General features: G+C 49.9%; 25 protein-coding genes. 7 read left to right on the forward strand and 18 right to left on the reverse strand.

Features of this window, described 5'->3' with window-relative positions; all coding sequences use genetic code 11:
• Positions 1 to 18 precede the first annotated feature (18 nt).
• The 8 genes from WN56_RS01785 to WN56_RS01820 all read right to left on the reverse strand — a co-directional run bounded on the left by WN56_RS01785 (position 19) and on the right by WN56_RS01820 (position 4,430).
• Positions 19 to 492: a 2TM domain-containing protein gene (locus WN56_RS01785; RefSeq protein ID WP_046073335.1), complete on the reverse strand. Its 474-nt coding sequence runs from the start codon at positions 490 to 492 to the stop codon at positions 19 to 21.
• Between the two features lie 148 nt (positions 493 to 640).
• Positions 641 to 856, reverse strand: coding sequence for a VF530 family DNA-binding protein (locus WN56_RS01790; RefSeq protein ID WP_046073336.1), 216 nt, complete (start codon positions 854 to 856; stop codon positions 641 to 643).
• Between the two features lie 188 nt (positions 857 to 1,044).
• Complete coding sequence (locus tag WN56_RS01795) at positions 1,045 to 1,509, reverse strand: NUDIX pyrophosphatase (RefSeq protein WP_046073337.1); 465 nt, start codon at positions 1,507 to 1,509, stop codon at positions 1,045 to 1,047.
• A complete protein-coding gene (locus WN56_RS01800; protein ID WP_231637382.1) occupies positions 1,509 to 2,084 on the reverse strand; it encodes a GNAT family N-acetyltransferase in 576 nt (191 codons plus the stop codon). Before WN56_RS01800 ends, WN56_RS01795 begins: the two co-directional genes overlap by 1 nt.
• Positions 2,077 to 2,598 (reverse strand): GNAT family N-acetyltransferase, encoded by a 522-nt coding sequence (locus tag WN56_RS01805; RefSeq protein ID WP_046073338.1) that lies wholly within the window; start codon positions 2,596 to 2,598, stop codon positions 2,077 to 2,079. The genes WN56_RS01800 and WN56_RS01805 overlap by 8 nt, the downstream gene beginning before the upstream one ends.
• Positions 2,599 to 2,738: 140 nt before the next feature.
• The gene (locus WN56_RS01810; protein WP_046073821.1) at positions 2,739 to 3,287 is read right to left on the reverse strand and encodes a hypothetical protein; all 549 of its coding nucleotides are present in this window, start codon (positions 3,285 to 3,287) and stop codon (positions 2,739 to 2,741) included.
• Positions 3,287 to 3,823, reverse strand: coding sequence for a GNAT family N-acetyltransferase (locus WN56_RS01815; protein ID WP_046073339.1), 537 nt, complete (start codon positions 3,821 to 3,823; stop codon positions 3,287 to 3,289). The genes WN56_RS01810 and WN56_RS01815 overlap by 1 nt, the downstream gene beginning before the upstream one ends.
• A gap of 19 nt (positions 3,824 to 3,842) precedes the next feature.
• A complete protein-coding gene (locus WN56_RS01820; RefSeq protein ID WP_046073340.1) occupies positions 3,843 to 4,430 on the reverse strand; it encodes an N-acetyltransferase in 588 nt (195 codons plus the stop codon).
• 211 nt (positions 4,431 to 4,641) lie between these two features.
• On the opposite strand from WN56_RS01820, the gene WN56_RS01825 reads away from it, so the two are divergent.
• Positions 4,642 to 5,286 carry an NAD(P)-dependent oxidoreductase gene (locus WN56_RS01825; RefSeq protein WP_046073822.1) on the forward strand — a complete coding sequence of 215 codons (645 nt, stop codon included), beginning with the start codon at positions 4,642 to 4,644 and terminating at the stop codon, positions 5,284 to 5,286.
• A 59-nt stretch (positions 5,287 to 5,345) separates the two neighbouring features.
• Here WN56_RS01825 and lhgO read toward each other — a convergent pair whose 3' ends face one another.
• The 4 genes from lhgO to WN56_RS01845 form a co-directional block, all read right to left on the reverse strand.
• The gene (lhgO, locus tag WN56_RS01830; RefSeq protein ID WP_046073341.1) at positions 5,346 to 6,581 is read right to left on the reverse strand and encodes an L-2-hydroxyglutarate oxidase; all 1,236 of its coding nucleotides are present in this window, start codon (positions 6,579 to 6,581) and stop codon (positions 5,346 to 5,348) included.
• A gap of 7 nt (positions 6,582 to 6,588) precedes the next feature.
• Positions 6,589 to 8,742 carry a TRAP transporter permease gene (locus WN56_RS01835; protein ID WP_046073342.1) on the reverse strand — a complete coding sequence of 718 codons (2,154 nt, stop codon included), beginning with the start codon at positions 8,740 to 8,742 and terminating at the stop codon, positions 6,589 to 6,591.
• A gap of 84 nt (positions 8,743 to 8,826) precedes the next feature.
• On the reverse strand, positions 8,827 to 9,837 hold the full coding sequence (locus tag WN56_RS01840) for a TAXI family TRAP transporter solute-binding subunit (RefSeq protein ID WP_046073343.1): 1,011 nt from the start codon (positions 9,835 to 9,837) through the stop codon (positions 8,827 to 8,829).
• Positions 9,838 to 10,130: 293 nt separating this feature from the next.
• Positions 10,131 to 11,480, reverse strand: a complete 1,350-nt coding sequence (locus WN56_RS01845) for a sigma-54 dependent transcriptional regulator (protein ID WP_046073344.1) — start codon at positions 11,478 to 11,480, stop codon at positions 10,131 to 10,133.
• A 193-nt stretch (positions 11,481 to 11,673) separates the two neighbouring features.
• Between WN56_RS01845 and WN56_RS01850 the strand changes: the two genes are divergently transcribed.
• Complete coding sequence (locus WN56_RS01850) at positions 11,674 to 13,770, forward strand: sensor histidine kinase (RefSeq protein WP_369795684.1); 2,097 nt, start codon at positions 11,674 to 11,676, stop codon at positions 13,768 to 13,770.
• Between the two features lie 52 nt (positions 13,771 to 13,822).
• Here the strand turns inward: WN56_RS01850 and WN56_RS01855 are convergent, their stop codons facing one another.
• The 3 genes from WN56_RS01855 to WN56_RS01865 all read right to left on the reverse strand — a co-directional run bounded on the left by WN56_RS01855 (position 13,823) and on the right by WN56_RS01865 (position 15,763).
• Positions 13,823 to 14,545 (reverse strand): hypothetical protein, encoded by a 723-nt coding sequence (locus WN56_RS01855; protein WP_046073346.1) that lies wholly within the window; start codon positions 14,543 to 14,545, stop codon positions 13,823 to 13,825.
• Positions 14,546 to 14,637: 92 nt separating this feature from the next.
• Complete coding sequence (locus tag WN56_RS01860; protein ID WP_046073347.1) at positions 14,638 to 15,162, reverse strand: GNAT family N-acetyltransferase; 525 nt, start codon at positions 15,160 to 15,162, stop codon at positions 14,638 to 14,640.
• 172 nt (positions 15,163 to 15,334) lie between these two features.
• Complete coding sequence (locus tag WN56_RS01865; protein ID WP_046073348.1) at positions 15,335 to 15,763, reverse strand: organic hydroperoxide resistance protein; 429 nt, start codon at positions 15,761 to 15,763, stop codon at positions 15,335 to 15,337.
• Between the two features lie 181 nt (positions 15,764 to 15,944).
• On the opposite strand from WN56_RS01865, the gene WN56_RS01870 reads away from it, so the two are divergent.
• The 5 genes from WN56_RS01870 to WN56_RS01890 all read left to right on the forward strand — a co-directional run bounded on the left by WN56_RS01870 (position 15,945) and on the right by WN56_RS01890 (position 18,948).
• Positions 15,945 to 16,388 (forward strand): MarR family winged helix-turn-helix transcriptional regulator, encoded by a 444-nt coding sequence (locus WN56_RS01870; RefSeq protein ID WP_046073349.1) that lies wholly within the window; start codon positions 15,945 to 15,947, stop codon positions 16,386 to 16,388.
• 117 nt (positions 16,389 to 16,505) lie between these two features.
• Entirely contained in the window at positions 16,506 to 16,742 is a 237-nt protein-coding gene (locus tag WN56_RS01875; protein ID WP_046073350.1) for an RNA recognition motif containing protein, read from the forward strand.
• A gap of 217 nt (positions 16,743 to 16,959) precedes the next feature.
• Entirely contained in the window at positions 16,960 to 17,709 is a 750-nt protein-coding gene (locus WN56_RS01880; protein WP_046073351.1) for an ABC transporter substrate-binding protein, read from the forward strand.
• A gap of 157 nt (positions 17,710 to 17,866) precedes the next feature.
• Positions 17,867 to 18,118 (forward strand): hypothetical protein, encoded by a 252-nt coding sequence (locus WN56_RS01885; protein ID WP_025739952.1) that lies wholly within the window; start codon positions 17,867 to 17,869, stop codon positions 18,116 to 18,118.
• The gene (locus WN56_RS01890) at positions 18,115 to 18,948 is read left to right on the forward strand and encodes a TauD/TfdA family dioxygenase (protein ID WP_046073352.1); all 834 of its coding nucleotides are present in this window, start codon (positions 18,115 to 18,117) and stop codon (positions 18,946 to 18,948) included. The genes WN56_RS01885 and WN56_RS01890 overlap by 4 nt, the downstream gene beginning before the upstream one ends.
• 6 nt (positions 18,949 to 18,954) lie before the next feature.
• Here WN56_RS01890 and WN56_RS01895 read toward each other — a convergent pair whose 3' ends face one another.
• From WN56_RS01895 to WN56_RS01905, 3 genes are all read right to left on the reverse strand, one after another.
• Entirely contained in the window at positions 18,955 to 19,464 is a 510-nt protein-coding gene (locus WN56_RS01895) for a GNAT family N-acetyltransferase (RefSeq protein ID WP_046073353.1), read from the reverse strand.
• 62 nt (positions 19,465 to 19,526) lie between these two features.
• A complete protein-coding gene (locus WN56_RS01900; protein WP_046073354.1) occupies positions 19,527 to 20,006 on the reverse strand; it encodes a GNAT family N-acetyltransferase in 480 nt (159 codons plus the stop codon).
• A gap of 62 nt (positions 20,007 to 20,068) precedes the next feature.
• Positions 20,069 to 20,344 carry a putative quinol monooxygenase gene (locus WN56_RS01905; protein ID WP_046073355.1) on the reverse strand — a complete coding sequence of 92 codons (276 nt, stop codon included), beginning with the start codon at positions 20,342 to 20,344 and terminating at the stop codon, positions 20,069 to 20,071.
• Positions 20,345 to 20,368 lie beyond the last annotated feature (24 nt).

The following is a 20,368-nucleotide window of genomic DNA, read 5'->3' on the forward strand; positions in this document are numbered from 1 at the left end:
GGCGTTATCAGGTAGCGACTAACGCTTTGACCGCGCATTCAGTCGCTTCTCTATCTGACGTTTTTCCCACTTATCACCAAAGAGATCGACAATGCCCAGAGCACTGACGCCGTGGCTGACCACTGCAATCCCCCATCCCATTGCTGCCCACCAAGCCCAATAATAGCCTGGGCTAGTTTGCCAGTTGATAATAAACAAAATCGCCATCACGACCACATAGCGCGTCAAATGAGAATAAAACCCGCCGAGGGCACGGACGCGATTGGCAATCGCTCTTTCTTCTGGACTCATTGAAGTATCTGCCTGCATGTCTGTCTCCTTTTGCAAATCACTAATGTCGATATCAAACACAGCAGCCAACGATTTCAGCGACTCCAATCCGGGTTTGTGGCCGCGTTCGATACGTTGAATCGTTCGAACACTTAGCCCACTAAATTGTGCTAATTGGTCTTGCGACCACCCTTTTTGAACTCTGAGTGCTTTCACGTTCATCCTTGCTCCTTTGTGCTCTTCCCTATCGACACTATGCAAAATGGGGGCGACATTACCACGACAGCACCCCGACATGTTAACGACAGCTATTTAAAATCAATAACTTACAAATAAACACCGCCCGATAGCCAATCCGCGTATTTTACCCTTAGCAAAAGGTATCAATATACAAGGCTTCGACTTTATCGCGCGCCCACTGCGTTTTACGCAAAAATTTCAACGATGATTTCATCGAAGGATCATTAGAAAAACAGTTCACATTGATATGTTGGTAGAGGCCTGACCAACCATAGTGTTCAACCAAACGGGTCAAAATGGTTTGTAGGGTTAACCCGTGCAGCGGGTTATTGGGTTGTGTATCCATAACGGTTCTCAGCAACTCGAGCACGCGCTCGTCAATAAAAGCGCTACTTTACGTGACGATATTGCAAAACGCGAATTTAACCACGGTAGCGCGCCAGCTTATAATCAAGGTTTAGCTGGTATCAAGGAAACCGTGTCACCGTGCAATATGATGTCATCTTGAGTAAAAAAGCGTTCCATTCTCATGGTTCATTCCTGATGGTTAGGCAAGTTGACGCGATATAACGGGTTAACGGGCTGATCAACAAAGTAAGCCCAAACATGATCATATACGGCATGCTGATTTGGATACGGCGCCAAGGCTTTTGCCTCATCAAGTGAGCACCAGCGAAACTCGGTGTGTTCCTCATTAAGCATGATGGCTTGATTATCATCACACATCACCACAAATACAGGGATAAGCTCGATCACATTCACCGATGCTTCGTAAAACTGCTCCAAAAATTGCGCGTTATATAAATCAGCCACCGCAATCTGGGTTTCTTCGCTAAACTCACGGACGATGGCGTCCACTCCGGTCTCACCCGCTTCAATCGAGCCCGCAACATGGCACCAGAAGCCACCTTTCACTCGCTTCATCAGTAGCATTTTTGTCTCCCCGTCAATACGAGAGAGCGCTACGCCCGAGACCACGGAAGTATTCACAGGGATCATTATTTCTCCTCTGTTTCAAATGCCGCCACTTTTGCATAAACCACAGTGCTAGAAATCGCACCGCTCGGCAGGATACGGTCATTGATAAGTATCGCTTCTTGATGATAACCACAGCGCTCGGCTACCGCACGGCTACGTGTATTTTCGTAGGCAGTTTTGATTTCGACACGCTTGGCATTAAGGTCATTAAACGCGTATTGCTCTAGCGTTCGCACCGCTTCACTCATATAGCCAAGGCCTTCTTTGGAGCTCCGCAGCCAATAGCCTATTTCAAAATAAGGAATCGCGATGTTGCGGATGATTAAGCTGATCACACCCACCAATTGCCCCGTCGATTTTTCAAAAATCGAGTAGCGTAGTTCATTGATAAACAAGTCGAAGTCATCAATCGCTTGTTGGGTGTTTTCAATCGAGCTCGATTCGGTCAACGCGTGCGGAAGCCAATCCATAAAAGGCGCAAGGGTGTGCTGACTTTCCAACACGGCTTCTAAAATGAAAGGCTGATGGGTCATATTGGGTGCCACCAGCAACAGACGATCGCTATCCAGTTGGTCTACGCGCGGGGAATCATCCATTAATATCCACCCAGTACCGAGCCAATGATTCATTGAACACTTCACCATTGATGATGTTTTCCAACGTGCCGCCATTGGCTTCAATTACTTGGCGCGATGCCATATTGTCTTCATTCGCGGTAATTAGAGCGCGAGTGATCCCCAGCTCTCTCGCCTTGGGCAGTGCTAAGGCTAACATTTGCTTGCCACATCCGCGTCCACGATATGATGGCGCAATGTCGTAGCCAATGTGTCCAGCTTCTTGGGTTAGAAATGGCGTATTGATGTGATGACGGATCCGAATCGCGCCAATGATTTGTTGCTCAGCATCAAGCAGCCAAAAATGACTACACGGCACATACCCTTTACGAAGGTTTTTACCCAATGACTCATCCGTTAACCGCGTCACGTAAGTGGGGAAATCGTCTTTCCCCGACCGATAGTAATCGGCATTGTCGGGGTCAAACTGAACAAAATCATCATAAAAACGTGTAAAGGCTGCTTGGTGATTGAGTGCGGGGACGACTAATTCCATGTGCTTGTTCCAAGTCCTATAATAGAACTAGGCTATCTCATTGATATTGAAAAATAAACACTTATTGGCCGCCTATCATCCGCCGCCTTAGCGCGCCCTGCTCGCCACACAGGAGTGATTGAATGGTTGATTGCCGCGCATCACTGCCAACGCATCACCGCATCAAACGTTTGACAATGTTGAACCGCTTGCTCCGCCTCTTGCAGATAAACTTGCTGGGCACTTGAGGTTGGATAGGTTAAATACTCGGAACATTTCGCGCTTTGACCATTACCCACCACAATCTTGGCGCCTGGTTGCAAGGTGCACTGTACCAATTTATCGAGCGGCGACCATTGATAACAAATCTCATAGTCTTGGCGATAATCCGCCACCAAGCCAGACGGTTGTGATAACGCCCACCAGTGACCAAACTGACTATGCGGGTTGGTGCTATTCCACGCACGATACACTGTTACCCCTTCAGTCGCCTGATATACCTTGCCTTGGCAAAGCTTCCCTTCCAATGGCTGACCCAGCGACGCCGCCAGTAGCGCTGGATCGTCCACGGCTACAAACTTATCTGCCCATGCGCTTGGCAACGCCGTGCTACCGACACATTCTGCCGCGTCGGTCGTTTCATTACCAACGGGCGTACTGGTACACGCTTGCAGTGTAACGATCAGTTCGCCAAGCAGTGCTTTTTTCATCATCCTTGCTCCCATTCGTGTCGTAATATGGCGTAAACCACCGTATCCCACCACCGTTCTTTAAAGAAACGATGCTGATGAAAATGGGCCTCTTGTCGCATGCCAAGTGAACGACAAAGCTTGGTTGCAGCGAGATTATCGTAAATGGTCTCAGCGTATAACCGATGCACGCCCAGACACTCAAAACCGAAATTGGCCAGCGCGACAGCCGCCTCCCTCATTAGCCCCGCGCCTTGCGCTTCCACAGCTAAGCCGCACCCGATGGATGCTTGATGGTTGTCCTCAAGCCTTAAACCAACAGTGCCAATACATTTTTCTGATTGCTTGCAGATAACCGCCAACTGATAAGCCACGCGTGGATTTGCGTTGGCTTGTTCGATAAAGCGCGCGTGTAAGTCTCGGTATGTCTCTGGCTGGCAGTCCGTTTCGCTATAAAAACGCTGGTACTTCTGGTGTTGCGTTAAGTGAACAAACGCCTCTTCATCGCTTGGCTGCATGTCACGCAGCACTAGTCGACGTGTTTCAATCATAAACATCCTTGTCTCTCTTGTTGTTTTAGCTCAGCGCCTTGACCATGGTGGTGGCGCCTGAAAAGCCGACTAACCATTTTAGGTGCGGAAAGCGCTCTTCTTTAGTGGCGACAAAGCCTTTGGTTTCATAAAGCTTGCGGGCTCTGGGGTTACTATCAATCACATCCAACCGAACGCTTTCAAATCCATGCGATTGGGCATAATCCATAATGGTATCCAACAATTGGGAGCCAATCCCTTGCCCGCGTACCGCGCTATCAACAGCAATGCCATCCATCACCAATTCATTGGGTGCCGCTTTACGCTCAAACAGCGCCAATACTGCACAGGCCCAAGTACCCTTGATGAGCCCCAAGCTATCGATCAGTTGTTTTGCGCCCATACCCTGTGTCAAAGCGCCGGCTTGGGTTTGAAACCCGGCCAACCCCACCACCTTGCCGTTTTGCATAGCAGCAAACGAAAAGTCTGGGACGAAATATCGGGATAGTATCGCCACGCGCGCTGCCTGATTAGGGATTGCCCGTGCGAACTTCATCCCAAACGCCTGCTCATAGAGCTCAGCGACGTTTTGTGCTTGCTCAAGCGGCCATCCTTGCTGGATCGCTATATCCATTGGATCCCCCAGTTTTTTCCTAGATTAAAAAAGCCACACATTTATCTTGACGTAAAGATTAATGGTGTTTATCTTTATATCAAGATAGATAATTAATAATAACTTAATCAGTTCAGCATGGTTTAACCACAACCGTATGACAGCCGCATCCTTTTACTGGTTATCGCGCGGCACAAGGACACACAGGAGTCATGACATGGAAACTAACACAATGAATATAATCGTATTTGGTGCCACAGGCGATATTGGCAGTCGAATTGTGGCAGAAGCGTTGCAACGCGGGCATAAGGTCACGGCAGTCACACGTAACGAGGCCGCTTTTGCGAAGTTACCCGACGGCGTAACGCCTGTCGCCGTCAATTTGAACGATGCGGACAAGGTGGCATCGGTAATGGCTGGTCATGATCTTGCCATTACGGCGTTACGCCCACCGACAGGCGAAGAAGCACAACTACCCGTGTTAACCCAAGCCGTCGTCCAAGGCGCAGCGCACCATCAAATGCGCGTTCTGATTGTTGGCGGTGCCGCTCGACTGATAATTCCCGGCACTGACGGTGAAACCGTGTTAAACGCAGAGGGCTTTCTCCCCGCCTCAGCCGTTGAGATAGCACGCGCGTGCCAAGTGCAATATGAGCAATGTTTAGCCAGCCAAGATGTGATTTGGAGCTACCTCTCACCTGCCGCCATGATTGCACCTGGTACTCGAACCGGTCAGTACACATTGGGGACAGACACCTTAGTGACAGATAGTGACGGACAGTCTCGCATTTCAATGGAAGACTTCGCGGTCGCTATGCTTGATGAAGCCGAAACACCTAAGCATCTGCAGCAAGCATTTACCGTGGGTTACCAATAATCAAAGTAAGAGCCAGCGGCCACGAATAGGCGCTGGCTTTTGCTTTCCAATATGTAACGCTAATCAGCATCATCACTGAGCCACTGCTGTTTTTCCCTCACCTTGTCACAAATGTATTCACCAATCGGCATCGCAGAGGTCGCGGCTGGCGATGGCGCATTACACACGTGTAAACTCCGCGCACTCTCGGCAAACAGAAAGTCATGGACCAAGGTGCCGTCATTTAGCACGGCTTGAGCACGGATCCCCGCAGGATAAGGCTTCAAATCCTTAGCTTTGATTGTCGGGCAGTATTTATTTACTTGTTTGACGTAGCCTGGTTTCCACCAGGAATTTTTCAGCTCGACCAAGCCAGTCTTTAAGTTATTGATGGTCACTTTCCAAAAACCCGCAAACGTTAGCATTTGCCAGGTATCTTTTAGACTGAGATTGACCTTGCCATAGCCTTCTCGCTTCCAGCCTTGCACTGCGTTAGGTCCCACCGTAATGGAGCCGTCTATCATCCGCGTGAGATGGACGCCTAAAAAAGGTAAGTCGGGATCGGGAATCGGATAGATAAGGTGATTCACAAAGCCTTGGTACTGGCTCGAAAGTTGATAGTATTCACCGCGGTAAGGGATAATTTGAAACGCGGTTGGGATCCCCATCATTTGGGTCATTCTATCCGCCATCAACCCACTGCATGTCACCACAAATTGACATTGAATCGTCAGTCGCTCCCCGCTTGCTTGGCAATGAAGAGTGACTTGTTCAGCCGCTTCGCTGGCTCCAATCACTTCTGTACTGAGTTGGGTGACACCGCCGAGCGCTTCAAACTCACACACCATTTGCTCAGTCACCCGCCGATAGTCAACAATGCTGGTCGCGCGAACCGCTATGGCACCTAAGCCTTTAACATTCGGCTCTTGCGAATGAAGCTCCGCCGCATCCAGCCAGCGCACGTCGATATCATTAGTTAAGCAACGTTCATAGAGCGCCTGCATCCGAGCCATCTCTTGCTCGTTGGTGGCGACCAATAGCTTGCCGCAGTTTTCGACCGCAATATCATGTTTGGCGCAAAACTCAATGGTCAGTGCCGCCCCTCGTTTACAGAAGTCGGCTTTTAAACTGCCTGGTGGATAATAGACACCCGCGTGGATCACGCCACTGTTATGCCCGGTTTGGTGCTGGGCAACACTTACCTCTTTTTCCACCAGCAGCACAGAACAATCGGGACGACGCTGTTTTAACTGCCAAGCCGTGGACGCGCCAACAATACCACCACCGACAACTACATAATCATAAACAGATTTCATACACGCCTCATGACACTGGCAGCTGAGATTGTTGCAACTGATACTTGCGCCCACTGTATATAAATAAGCCCACAAACCCAACGACGCTCACTAAGCGAAGCCACAACGGAATATCGTGCCACACTAACAAGACACCAATCATTAATAAGCAAAGGCGGCTTAGCCAGTTAATCGGCCCTTCAAGATATCCTTCAATCGCGCCAATTAAGGCATACGTGCCAATAATGGCAAAAAAGCCAACCTCTAACACCGAGGCGATATCCCAGCTAACCAGGCTGGTATAAGCAATCAGCAAAGGCACGAGATACAAGCCTTTGGCAATTTTCCACGCCATCAGCCCGGTGCGCATCGGTGGCGTTTTGGCAATAGTGGCCGCCGCGAATGCCGTCAAACAAAACGGCGGGGTCACGTTACTGTCTTGCGATAACCAAAAAATAATCAAGTGGGCGGCGAGCAGGGCCAAACTGACGGCCTCCAACCCTAAGCTTTGCTCTAACAAGGTTTCCATAAAGTCAGCTGGCACTAAGGCGACCATTTGCTTGGCGGTTTCCATGGTCATGGGCGCATTTAAAAGATCGAGTTTGTCTGGGGCAGCTAACATAAATATCGCCTTGGCTTGCTCAGGGAGCTGGCCTGATACTAAAAGCTCCAACAATTGGTTTTCAGCGATAAGCTTATACAGTGCGGGAGCTGACAAGGTGCCCAGTACAATATAGGCCGCAGTCACCGGTAATCCCATCCCTAACACTAACGAGGCGATAGCAATTAGCACCAGCATCATAAACAGATCACCGTTCGCCCAACCATCAATCATCAGCGAGAAAGTATTACCGATACCCGTGGTGCTGATCACATTCACCACCAAACCAATGCCCACGAGCAAGATGGCGGTGGTGGCCATATTTTTTGCCCCTTGCGCCAAGGCCTCGATGATCGCTTTCGGCCCCATCCGGTGCTCTTTGGAAAACCAAGAAGCGAAAATCACAGAAATAATCGAAATGCCGGCGGCATAGGTGGGTGTGAAACCTTTAATCAGTAAAGTGACAAGCACCGCAAGCGGGATTAGATTATGCCAACCGCGGAGAAGCACCATCAATAAGGAGTCTTCGGTGGTGACAATCTTTTGCACGCCACTGCGCTTTGCTTCAATGCGCACAAAAAAGCCCACTGAAAGAAAGTAAATCAATGCCGGTACTAGTGATACGGCAATAATATCCACGTAAGGAATTTGGGTGTACGAGGCCATAATAAACGCCCCCGCCCCCATTACGGGTGGCATTAATTGCCCCCCAGTTGAAGCTGATGCCTCGACCCCAGCAGCAAAGCGCGACGGAAAACCGGCTTTTTGCATTAAAGGAATACTGATCACCCCGGTGGATACGGTATTCGCCACGCTCGAGCCTGACACCGACCCCATTAACCCAGAGCCAATCACCGCAATAAAGCCCGGTCCACCAATAATCTTACCCGCGGCCGCACGCGCCACATTGATGATGTAATCCCCAACCCCAGAGCGAACAAGAAAGGCGCCAAATAAGATGAACATAAACACGAACGTCCAGCTAATTCGGGTGATCGCGCCAAACATCCCCTCCGAGGAGTAGTAACTGCGATATAACAGGGTTTCTAGGCTCAAGCCGGGAAAGTGAAAGATCCCTGACGCCCACTCGCCCCACAGGACGACATAGCTCAAACACACCATAATCAGAATGGGAATAAACCATCCCATGGTACGACGAATCAGCTCCACCACGATGATGATCGCTAAGCTGGCGAACACCCAATCGGCAGTGACAAATTTTACCCCACGCGCGTACAACGCGTCCTCGGCATAAGGGATATACAACAGACAAGCCACTGCACCTAACGCGATAAAAATATCGACCGCCAGCGCTATTTTATTCCGCTTCAAAGAGATATGGGCTGGATACCAAAGTGCACAAATCACCGCAAACCCCGCAAAGTGGGTCGCCGAAATCCACAACTCCGGAAGCGTTGATAAGGTGTTAAACCAAATATGCAATACAGACAACACCACGCCCAGCACAGTGATGGTGGTGGTCACCCACGGAAAATCATCGCGCGTGGGTAATTCAAATTTCTCCAGCGCTGTTTCATCAGGCCCTTGCTCAACAGGCTCGTGCTCTCTTGGCTCGCTCATCCCTTTACTCCAAGCAGTATCCGCGTTTCCATGCAGTATTTGATCTCGATAGGCGCTCCGAGCTATCTCGGAGCGCCTATCGCCTTATTCCATTACCAGTTCAGACGGGATATCGATACCCACTTCTTGGTAATAGCGTGCTGCACCTGGATGGAGCGGCACAGGCAAACCGGCGATGGCTTTCTCAATCGCCATGGCTTTGGTGGCTTTATGAATGCCCTGAAGGAAAGACAGATTCTCATAAATAGCCTTGGTGAGCTGATACACATCCTCATCGGAGAGATCTTTGCGCACGGCCAAGAAGTTAGGTTGCGCAATAGTGGTGACCGGCTTATCTAGCTCAGGGTACGTGTTGGCAGGAATTTCGTACTTGGTCCAAAGGTTATATTTACCGTTAGCCGCTTTGATTTGCTCGTCAGTAAAAGACAAGATGGAAATGTCATTTCCCAGCGCCGCGAACGCTTGGGTAACCGCGCCAACTGGTACACCGGCTGGCGTATTCATACCATCAATGGTGCCATTTTGTAGTGCACTGGCACTGCCGCCATAACCCATGTAAGCCAAATTAAAGGATTCCGGATCCACGCCGAGTCCCTTCATTATCTGACGACCTGAGTTTTCGGTACCTGAGTTTTTCTTGCCGATAGAAAACTTCTCACCCGCAAGGTTGTTTAAATCACTCACGGTGCCGGTTTCTGCCAGCTCGCTGCGCACAATAAAGTGCTCAACATTCTGCCAAAGCATAGACACAGAGCGCAGTTGATCTTGGCGGCCACTTTCTGCATACGGTCCCTCGCCGGACCAGGCCCATGCGCCGTATAAGCCCTGCAAGATCGCAAATTGCGCTTCGTCTTCATTGAGCAGTTTCACATTCTCACCGGAGCCAGCAGAGCTGATTGCCGATAGCGAAAAATGGTGCTTAGGCGCAAGCTTGACCTTACTCAGGGTCGCCAGCGCGACACCAACGGGATAGTAGGTGCCACCGGTAGAGGCCGTTGCGAGGATGTAGCTTCTGTCTTCTGCGACAGCGGTCGAGACGACGCTAAATGAGGCCACGGCAAACGTCAGTGCTTTAAATAGCTTATTGATTTTCATTGTTACTCTCCATGTAGGGCTGCGTTATTGGTTTACACAAATTAAACGGTTCGTTAACAGAAACACATGAAAAGCAAAGAGAGTGCCAATAGTTAAATTATTGTTAATAATGGAATTGTTAGGAGAGTTCATCGATAATGAGCAAGATTTTTCTTATTTCCCGCTCAGCTAGTAAGCAAAATCTTGCTCATGATGCCGCTTCAATAAGCAGTTGACCGTCACAAAACGTAAACAAAGTGTGATCACGGAACGCTTGCTGGCGAAATAGTACTGAGCAATTTTTTGCCGACGCACTAAGTGTAATCTGCGCGATTGAGCCCAAACTTCTTCATTTTTTGGTTCAAGGTACGGCGAGGTAAATCGAGCGCCAACATCACTTCATGAATACGCCCTTGATGCGCCACCAAGCATTCGTGTAGCACCTTGCGCTCAAAGTTATGTAGCTGAATTAAAAGCGGAACGTCCGATTGAACGGCTTCCATGGTCGATGAAGGGCGATTGGACAGTATTTCCATCACTGAAATACCATCATCCAAGGCAAACCGCACTGCGACGTTACGCAGCTCACGAATATTACCCGGCCATGAGTAAGACAAAATGGCGTGCCGATCCGCCTCACTGGCAAGGCGTGTCTCCGGATTGGTCTGACGGGTAAAGTGCTCAAACAAGATCAACGCATCATCTTCACGCTCTCTTAAGGGTGGAAGGTGGATTTGTGCCACATTTAAACGGTAGTACAAATCTTGTCGGAAGGTTTCATGGTCATTGAGATCGGCTTTAGCGGCCGCAATGACCCGCGTATCGATCGCTATCGACTGGTTCCCTCCCACTCTTTCAATGGTGTGCTCTTGAAGCGCGCGCAACACTTTCACCTGCATACTTGCCGGCATGCTCTCGACTTCGTCAAAAAACAAGGTGCCTTTGTGTGCGTATTCGAACTTACCAATACGACGCTGATTGGCACCGGTAAACGCCCCTGACTCATGACCAAACAACTCACTTTCGAATAAGTTTTCCGGGATAGCACCGCAGTTTATCGGCACAAAACGCTGGCCTTGTCGCGCACTTTCATTGTGTAAACTGGTTGCCACCAGCTCTTTGCCGCATCCCGTTTCCCCATAGATGATCACATTGGTGTCGATACGCGCGAGCTTTGCCACCTGTTCACGAAGTTGTTGCATCACTCGGCTTTGGCCAATCAGCACCTTCTCCAATCCGCTAATACGCGATAAATAGGCTTGGCGCTCTTGTGTCGAGGCATGCTGGCGATAGCTGTCGACGGCCTCGGTCACGCGCTGAGACAAACGTTCGGGCTCAAAAGGCTTTTCAATAAAATCAAACGCCCCGTTTTGCAGCGCCCCCACGGCCATATCCACGTCGCCGTGTCCTGTAATAAACAGCACAGGTGTCGCGACCTGATGCTGGTCTAGCTCGGTAAGAATAGACAAGCCGTCAACATCCGGTAACTTGACGTCACTGACCACGGCATCAAACGGATACTGTAATACAGCTTGTAGCCCTGTTTGGCCCGTGCTGAATGACTCAACCTCAAAGCCTGCCAACTCTAACCACTGGCAGGTGGTGTGACGAACAATATCGTCATCTTCAATCAAGGCAATGCGCGGGAGTGTTTGTACCGTCATGAGGAAACCATCCGTGATAAGTGACTCATTACGGTAGCAAAAGCCACGCAGCAGAAAAGGAGCTAGCTCTCACTTTCTCATCACACTGCTTTAACATTTTTGCTATTCACCGCAGTCTAAAGCGGAAGTCAGAGCAGAGCACACTATGCAGAATCATCACCGCATCCACCAAGACAGCAAGAGAACCTGGGCAATGCTGTTGCTCGCTGGGGTGTTGGTGCTTTTCTTTTATGGGATCAGCCGCGAAGCAGCCTATCAGGGATTAAGTGTGCAAACACACGCCGAGGTACAGAACAAGCTTTTAAACTATATCGGTGACGTTCGCCGTGCCTTAAGGCGCTTTTATCATCTGCCTTATTTGCTGACCAACCACCCTGATACCCTGGCAATTGTGAAAGGAGAGCGCCACGAGACCGCCGCATTTCAAGTGAAACTGACACAGCTCGATAAAGCGGCCAATACCGAAGGCTGGACACTGCTCTCAACATCAGGCGATGTGCTGGCGTCGAGCTTGATTGATGAACGCTTTAGCCGTCCCGACCGGTTGGCAATCGTCGAGCAAGTGCTGCGCCAAGGTGAAGGCGTGTCATTGGTGAATAAAACCAAAGGCTATGGGCCGCTTTATTACCTCTCTGCCCCTGTTTTTGATGACCTCAACATCGCTGGCATTGTGGTGGTACAAATTGACCTTAGCTTCCTTACCGAACAACCCATCGCCAGTGATGACCTCATTCTGCTGCAAAATCGGCAACAGCGGTTTTTCCTCTCAAGCAGCAGCCAATACAGTGCAGACTGGCTGAATGCAGCCCAGCTGAACGCAGCCCGACTGAACGCAACCCGACTGAACGGGTCACAAGCACCAACGCCAGACAATAAACAAACAGTGGAGAGACAAACACGCTACCTCTACGACAGCACCGCCATCAGCCAATGGCGCTTCAATGCCACCCCGTTTTTGGGCCACACGGTAAAATTGGACGATCTTAAATGGTCAGTGAGTTACCTGACCCCCTATAAACCGATAAAAGACACCGCAAACCTGTTCGCATGGGGAGTGGCAGCCGTCTTACTTGTCGTCATTCTATTGTTGATCATCGGCCAACAACGGCAGCAGAAACACCGTCACCAGCAGCGAATTCAAAGCCTATTGCAAGAGTCGCAGCGCCGACTTAAACAAATGATTGATAAAACCCAAGTCGGTTTATTGCTCATTGACGAACAAGGCTCGCTGTATGATCTTAACCCGATGGCCAAGCGGTTATTTGGTTTGCCAGAAAACGATCATTACCGCATTTTTGCTTGGGAGTTGTTTGATACCGGCAATCCACACTCTACCACACTCACCTTGCTGAAAAATCTCGATAAGCACAATGAACTGGCCGAGCTCAATGCGGTTGAAACCATAGCCCGTCGCAGCGACGGTAGCGTCTTTCCTGCGCTTTTCTCACTCACCCGTTTCCCTTGGCATGATGAGCAATACTACCTGGCGACGTTGATTGACATTAGCAAACGTAAAAAAGCCGAACAGTCACTGCAGCAGATGAACCAAGCACTCACCGAGCGCGTGGAAGAACGCACCCAAGCGCTGCAACAAGCACAAGCGCAACTGATTGAGACCAGCAAAATGGCCGCCTTAGGGAGAATGTCGAGTGCTATTACTCATGAGCTTAATCAGCCACTCACCGGCCTTCGCACCTTACTTACCACCAATACCTTGCTCGCTGAACGTGGCGAGACGGAAAAAGTTAAAGCCAATAACCAGCTGGTGCAAAAGCTGATTGATCGTATGACTAATATGACCAGCCAACTCAAAACCTTCGCCTACAACAAACCGCACCACCTGCATGCCGTTTCTTTACCGGATGCCCTCAACGAAACCTTGCGTGTGTATCAAGCTCAGCTGGCAGATATTGATGTGCGGGTGCGTATGCCTCACGACACCCCCATGATACTCGGTGAAGGACAAAGGCTATTACAAATCCTGGGAAACTTGGTGTCCAACGCGTGCGATGCGATGGCAAATACCGCGGCGCCGACTTTGGTGTTTGTGGTCACGCCCACCAAAAAGGCAGTCGAGCTAACGGTGAGTGACAACGGCTGCGGGGCGTCAGAAGAGGCTTTAGAGACCATGTTCGAGCCGTTTGTCACCTCGAAGAAAATCGGTGAGGGACTTGGGTTAGGGTTAGCAATCACCGCCAATAACGTGCGGGATATAAATGGTAAAATACGGGTTGCCCCTAACTCTCAAGGCGGGCTGACCTTCACGCTTACTTTTCAGTCAGTATCATGATCATTAAACTACCAGACATAGCCCACTCGTGCCCACAATCAGGCTTGAACCTTTAAAACCGGTACCGGAGGCTGGCTAGGCCATAGTGAAGCCAAGAAAAGTTATAAACTTCATCGTTGTCCGCCCCGCCTTCTAGGGTGCGATAACCCAGAGCGCCATACCAGCCATCACCAAGGTGATACTCCAACATCAGCGCCGCATCAACCGCACGTCCCATGGGTGACCACGCGCCTTCCACATCCAAGATCAACGCCGCGCGATCGGACAGGCGATATTGCCCATAGCCATGCAGCAAGGGCACTACACCAACGTTGGATTTCGTTGCTTTTGTTTCACCTTGCGCGAGGGTGATTTCAGCATCTCTCACCAAGGCGGCGGCACCAACGCCCCACTGCCAAGGGCCATGATCGTAAAACGTCCAGCGGTATGTCGCACGATAGGTATTGAATTGATAATCCGCGTCAATCGCTTGCCCATCGGCAAAGCGCTGATCCTGAAACTGGATGCTTTTTGACAGCGTGCCACGACCATCGACAGATAGAGGCGCAAAAGTTAGGCGTACCGCGTGCTGGGGGTTGAACTGATACGTGCCATACAAACGCAAGTAGGGCGTAGCGGATCGGCCGGTTAAATCGGTCATATCAAAGCGAGTGCCAGTATCTCCGGGGATGCTGACATCATTTTTGCTAAACGTCACCCCGCCGGTTTCAACGCGAAAATCCAACCCTTGCGCATAAGCTCCCGTTGATAGCCCCCCGACAAACAACACACTCATGATTCGAGCTGTCTGTTGGCACATCGTGTGCAAGTCTAAGCCTGCCCTACGCCATTGTCGCGTATGACCAAACGTTGTGGTTCTGCTCTTCCTCATTGCGCTTTACCCTTATTATCGGCGTCAATCGCAGCATACATAATATGCTGTGGCCCTGCCGCGCCGCCCCAATACAGCTCGCCTGTATCAGTAAAGCCGCCTTTTTGATAACAGGCTTTAGCAGCCGGGTTTCGACAGTTCACCGTTAAATACACCCAGTCGAAATCACGATAATCCACGGGCAAATACTTAAGCAAGGCTTTAACCGCACCAGTGCCTAGGCCCTGCCCTTGATACCGCGCATCCACTACAAACATGCGCAGACCCAGCATCTTTGGCGGACAAAAGTCGTACTGAGACGCATAGTCGGTATCGAGTTTAAAAAAGCCTACTATCTTGCCCGCTCGCTTGATCACATGGCGGTGAATGGTCTCACTGGTCTCGGTAAGAAATTCGTCTGCGGTGCCCGCAAATTTCACTTGTTGGTCGTGTAGGGATACGTGACGAACACCGTCGATGTCCGCATCAGTCAGTGGAGCGACGCTTATCTTGGTGAGCTGACTAGTGGTGGTTTCTGACATACCAGTTCTCATCATCCTTGTTATTGGTATAGGGCTTGTGCGCTAGTCTTAGTGGTCAATGCTGTGCACCCGAGGTCAGGGAGCACCGAACAACGCGCTGCTCCGTTAAAAGACAGGCATAAAAAAGGGAGCCCTGCTACACAGCGCTCCCTATCATAGCGTGCCAGTTAGGTTAAGTCACTGACAATTCGACCTTAATATTGCCACGCGTGGCATTGGAATACGGGCATACTTGGTGGGCTTGCTCGACCAATGACTGCGCAGTCTCTTTATCCAGATCGCCAACAGACACTGCCAACTTCACGGCAATGCCAAAGCCGCCATCAATGGGGCCAATCGACACTTCTGAGTTGATGTGGGTGTCTTCGGGCAAGGTGACGCCTGCTTTACCCGCCACTAAACGAAGCGCGCCAATAAAACACGCCGCATAGCCGGCAGCAAAAAGCTGCTCAGGGTTGGTGCCTTCACCATCGTTTCCGCCCAAGCCTTTAGGCGTGGAAAGCGCCACATCTAAACGCCCATCATCGGATTTTGCAGACCCTTCGCGGCCTCCTGTCGCGGTGGCTTTTGCTGTATAGGCAACACTTTGTAGCTCTTTCATTTCACTCTCCTGTTTTTCAATCCGCTTGCGGCTCACTGCTTCGCACTCAACAGATGCGATCAAGCCGCTTACATCAGGTTTATTTATTTTGCATGCAAAATACTAGATCGCATGACCCAGCATTGCAAATACTTTGCGCACAAAATAAAATACTCATTAGACACACAGACAATGACAAGCCATGACCTATCCCCAATTACAGCTCAATAGCCAAATTTGCCACCGCTTGTATAAAGCCTCTAATGGGATTTCGCGCGCCTACCGAACCTGGTTGAGCGAGCTTGATCTCACCTATCCGCAATATGTGGTGATGATGGCGCTGTGGGAAGAAAATAAACTATCGATCGCCACGTTAGTCGAGAAGACGGGGATCGATGGTGGTGCGATGACGCAGATTTTGAAAAAGATGAGCGATAAAGGCTTGCTCACCATCGTGAAAGACGAAGACGATAAGCGAAAGCGATGGGTAACATTGACGGGCAAAGGCATTGAGCTGCAGCACCAAGCCGCTGCTATTCCGGAGAAAATCCGCTGCAAGTTTCCCAGCATTGATGATGAGCAAGCCCAGCACCTGATTGCGCTGCTGGATATGATTAATCACGACTTAGGAGAAAGTGACGCATAACCGTCCGGAAAACGGCACCTGCGCAAGGCGCATCGGCAACAAAGGCAAACTATTGCTTGGTCGTGGCCCTCTTTACTGACACAATCGGCGCTGTTACCTCGATATTAACGGACAACAATGAAACTATTAGCTCGCAACCTTGCACGCACCACCACCGAACACCAACTCCGTCAGCTGTTTTCTGAACACGGCGACGTCACCGAATGCAATCTGGTGCTGGACCAAGAAACTGGCGAATCCAAAGGCTTTGCTTTTGTGACCATGCCTGACGAGACACAAGCCAAAGCCGCGATGGCCGCTTTAAACCTCTCCAGCGTTGCAAAAAGCAAAATCCGCGTGAAAGTGGCGAACTAAGCATAGATACAATCACCAAACGGTCTTTTTCACATTCCCATGCGCTGTATGGGAATGCTCCCCCTCCTAAGCCAATACCGATACGAAAGTTAACCTCGGACTCCAAGTCTCATCATTGCTGAAAATCCCATCAGCACCTCAACACCTTGCCTATACTGCAAAGTGATGCTGAAACGTCATTGTCATTGTTAAACCCAACACTCATAAAGGGGTGCCTATGAGATCACTTATTACCGCTTTTTTACTCTCCCTATCATTCGCAGCTACCGCTCAGGTCAAGTTAGTGACCTTAGAGTATCCACCGTATATTACGCATGAGGACAAGGTTGTCGGTGGCGTCGCTGTCGAATTGGTAGAGCGCGTTTTTGAGGAAATAGAACAGCCCATCACAATTCAAGTATTGCCTTGGGGCCGCGCGATAAAATACGTTGAAACTGGCGAGGCTGATGGCATCTTTACCGCCTTCAAAACCGAAGAGCGCGAGACATTTGCTCACTATATCGACGAGGTCTTGTTTGACCAAAATATCGTTGCTATCGGTAGTCAAGGCAACGACGCTACATGGAATAAAGAGAACATTGGTCAATTTAAAATTTGTTTGATCAATAACGTCAGTTACGGCCGCTGGCTTGACAGTATGGTGGAGCAGAATCGATTTAAAGGGGTGAGGCGTGTTAGCGAGCCTGAACAATGTGTCCAGTTACTGCAGGCCAATCGCGTCGATTTTTGGGTCAATAATGAATTTGGTGCCCGCTATGTGGCAGCTCAAATGGGTGTGCAATCTGATATATCCATTCAAACTCCGCCGCTGGAGTCGACCCCAAGCTATATTGCCTTTTCTAAGAAAGGACAAATGAGTGAACAAGACGTCAAACGGGTTAACGATACCGTAGCGAAAATGAAAGAGAGTGGCGCCTACGATCAATTAATCGACAAGTATTTCGAAGATCTCGCGTCTAAAAACTAATCGACCAATCACTCCTTATTGACGCGCCTGATGGTATGGCTTAAAACATCAAGGCGCGTTTTTTCATAATAGTCTCAAACATGTGATGACATTGACAGCCTACGCTCGACTCGTCACTATCAAGCTTTCGGCATGTGGTGAAGATCGAGCAGTAAAAATGGCAAAACCGAATAAAAAAGGCCCCACCAAAACCATCGATATTTTCTGTAAACGCTGTAATGCGCCACTGTTTAAATACCGCAAAGGCGGCAAAGGTGCTTTGGTGAAGTGCTTTAAAGAAAGGATTGTTGAGGATGCCACCACCACGCCGTGTCACTGCCCTCAGTGCGAACAGCCCTTTGCGCGTGACACCCTGGTGCGAGGCACACCAGCCTATAAATTTATTGGCGGTAAGGTATGGTTCAAATGAAGATAACCCCTTTAGGCGATACATTAGGGGCACAAGTCGATAATGTCGATTTATCCCAGCTTTCCGAGGCTGAGTTTGCGGCGCTGTACCAAGCATTTTTACGCTACAAAGTGCTTTTCTTTCGCGAGCAGCCTCTATCTACCGACGACCATGTCGCACTGGCAAAACGCTTCGGCGAGCTTGAGCCACCTCACCCGTTTTTTCCGCACCTACCCGACAACGACCAAGTGGTCGTGATTGAAACCAGCCGCGGTAATCCACCCAGCCAAAGCTATTGGCACACCGACATGACATGGCAAGCGGTGCCGCCCAAGTGCTCGGTTTTACACGCGCAGTATGTACCAGAACATGGCGGGGATACGATTTGGTGTGACATGGCAGCAGTATGGGCCGATCTAACCGAGGAAGAAAAAACCGAGCTACGCCAGCTCGACACCATTCACGCACTGCACGCCTTTGAAGGTAGCCGTTACGATCATCAAGACGCCGACGGCCAGAGTGTGGTAACGAAGCGCGCTCAAGACTACCCACCCATTCGCCGTGCCATGGTACAGACCCACCCTGAAACCGGCCAAGAAGTGCTATTTATTAACGAGCAATTTACTCGCGCGATTGCCGAGTGGCCAGAGGCTGATAGCCAACAACGGCTGGCGACACTGTTTAGTCAAGCACGCCAATCGAAATATCACGTTCGTTTTCGCTGGCAAAAACACTCGGTGGCAATATGGGACAATCGCGCCACCCAACACTACGCAGTAACCGATTATGGCGACACACCGAGACGGTTGCACCGCGTTACCGTTCAGGGTGAGCGTGTCAGTAACACCTAACGGCATTCAGGCGCGAGTATATTCATACAGATTGTTGCTATGCCCATAAAGCATGATTGGGTGTTGTAGCCGAAACCCTAGCTTTTCAAGCAAGCGGTTTGAGGGTTGGTTGTCCGGTAAGGTCACCGCCTGAACCGTAGTCAGTCCGCTCGCTAACAGGGTTGCTTCAAGCACCGCCTCGGCGGCTTCTGTGGCATATCCCTGCCCGGTATAACGCGATAAAAACGCGTAGCCTAAATCTGGATATGCCAATTCATCGCGCTTGAGCACACCGCACATACCGATGGGCTCACCATCTTCCCGCCGTTCTACCAGATTTAAACCAAAGCCATATGCTTGATAGCTCGCAAGCGGTCCGTGACGGAGATACTCGATCGCGTCTTGCTCAGTACGCACCTTTTTATCCGCGATATAGCGTATAAAAGACGCATCATTAAGCAGCTCCACAATAAACGGCGCATCGTCGAGATGAAACTGTCGGATATTGAGCCTTTTTGATTGGCATATCAGTGTCATAAACCACTCGCCTACTGAAACACTCTATCGCGCCATAATCGCATATTGACGCGAATAAGTATTTACGCTGGCAACCAACACTGATAAAAATCGGTCTTCGCATGTTTGGGATTGGCGCGAACAAATTCCCAGCCGTGCTGGCGATAAAAGGCTAACGCACGATGGTTATCACGGCTTACAGATAGCAACGCTCGGCGGCACCCCGCATTTGTTAAGGTGGTTTCGATATAGCGCTGCAGTAAAGGGGCCAGCCCTCGACCACGAAAAGCAGGTGCAAGGTAGATGAGATGCACATAACCAGTCTCAGGCTCGGGCGACGTGCTGCGAAATTCAAGCTGCCCAGCCCATTCTCCATCGACAAAAATATGCCGATAAAACCACTCGGGCTGATTCATGCGTTCACTCACCCGTTCATAATAGCCCGTTAGAAAGTCTTCAATCCCCTCATCGGAGCCAAAGCTACAGACAAAAGCATCCCGACGTGCAGCCACGCAATTAGCAAAATCTTTTTCAAGATTGATGGGACGGAAAGTCAGGTGCATGGGTGTGCCCTTACGCTTTAGCGGCTATACGCGATAAACAACGCTGGTATTCAGCCCAGGCTCTATTCGCTGATCTGGTAGTGACGCGTGACATTTTGCGTAACCGCTCCCCAATAGGATGATTTAACTCTCTCTTGGTGCTTATCAAAAGCTGAGCGATCAGTAAACTCTTCATAAACATCAAATCGCAGCGGGTTGTCCGAATGTTGCTGAACCTTAAAGACCAAACAGCCCGGCTCTTCCAACGTCAACTTTTCATGATTAACAAGCTCTCGCGTCACAGCCTGAAGATCAGCGTCTGGCACGAGAATAAAACCTTCTAGAATGACTTTTGACATATAGTTTATTTTTTGAACACTTCA

It is taken from the genome of Salinivibrio sp. KP-1 (genome assembly GCF_000968645.1).
In the GTDB taxonomy this organism is placed as follows: Bacteria; Pseudomonadota; Gammaproteobacteria; order Enterobacterales; family Vibrionaceae; genus Salinivibrio; species Salinivibrio siamensis.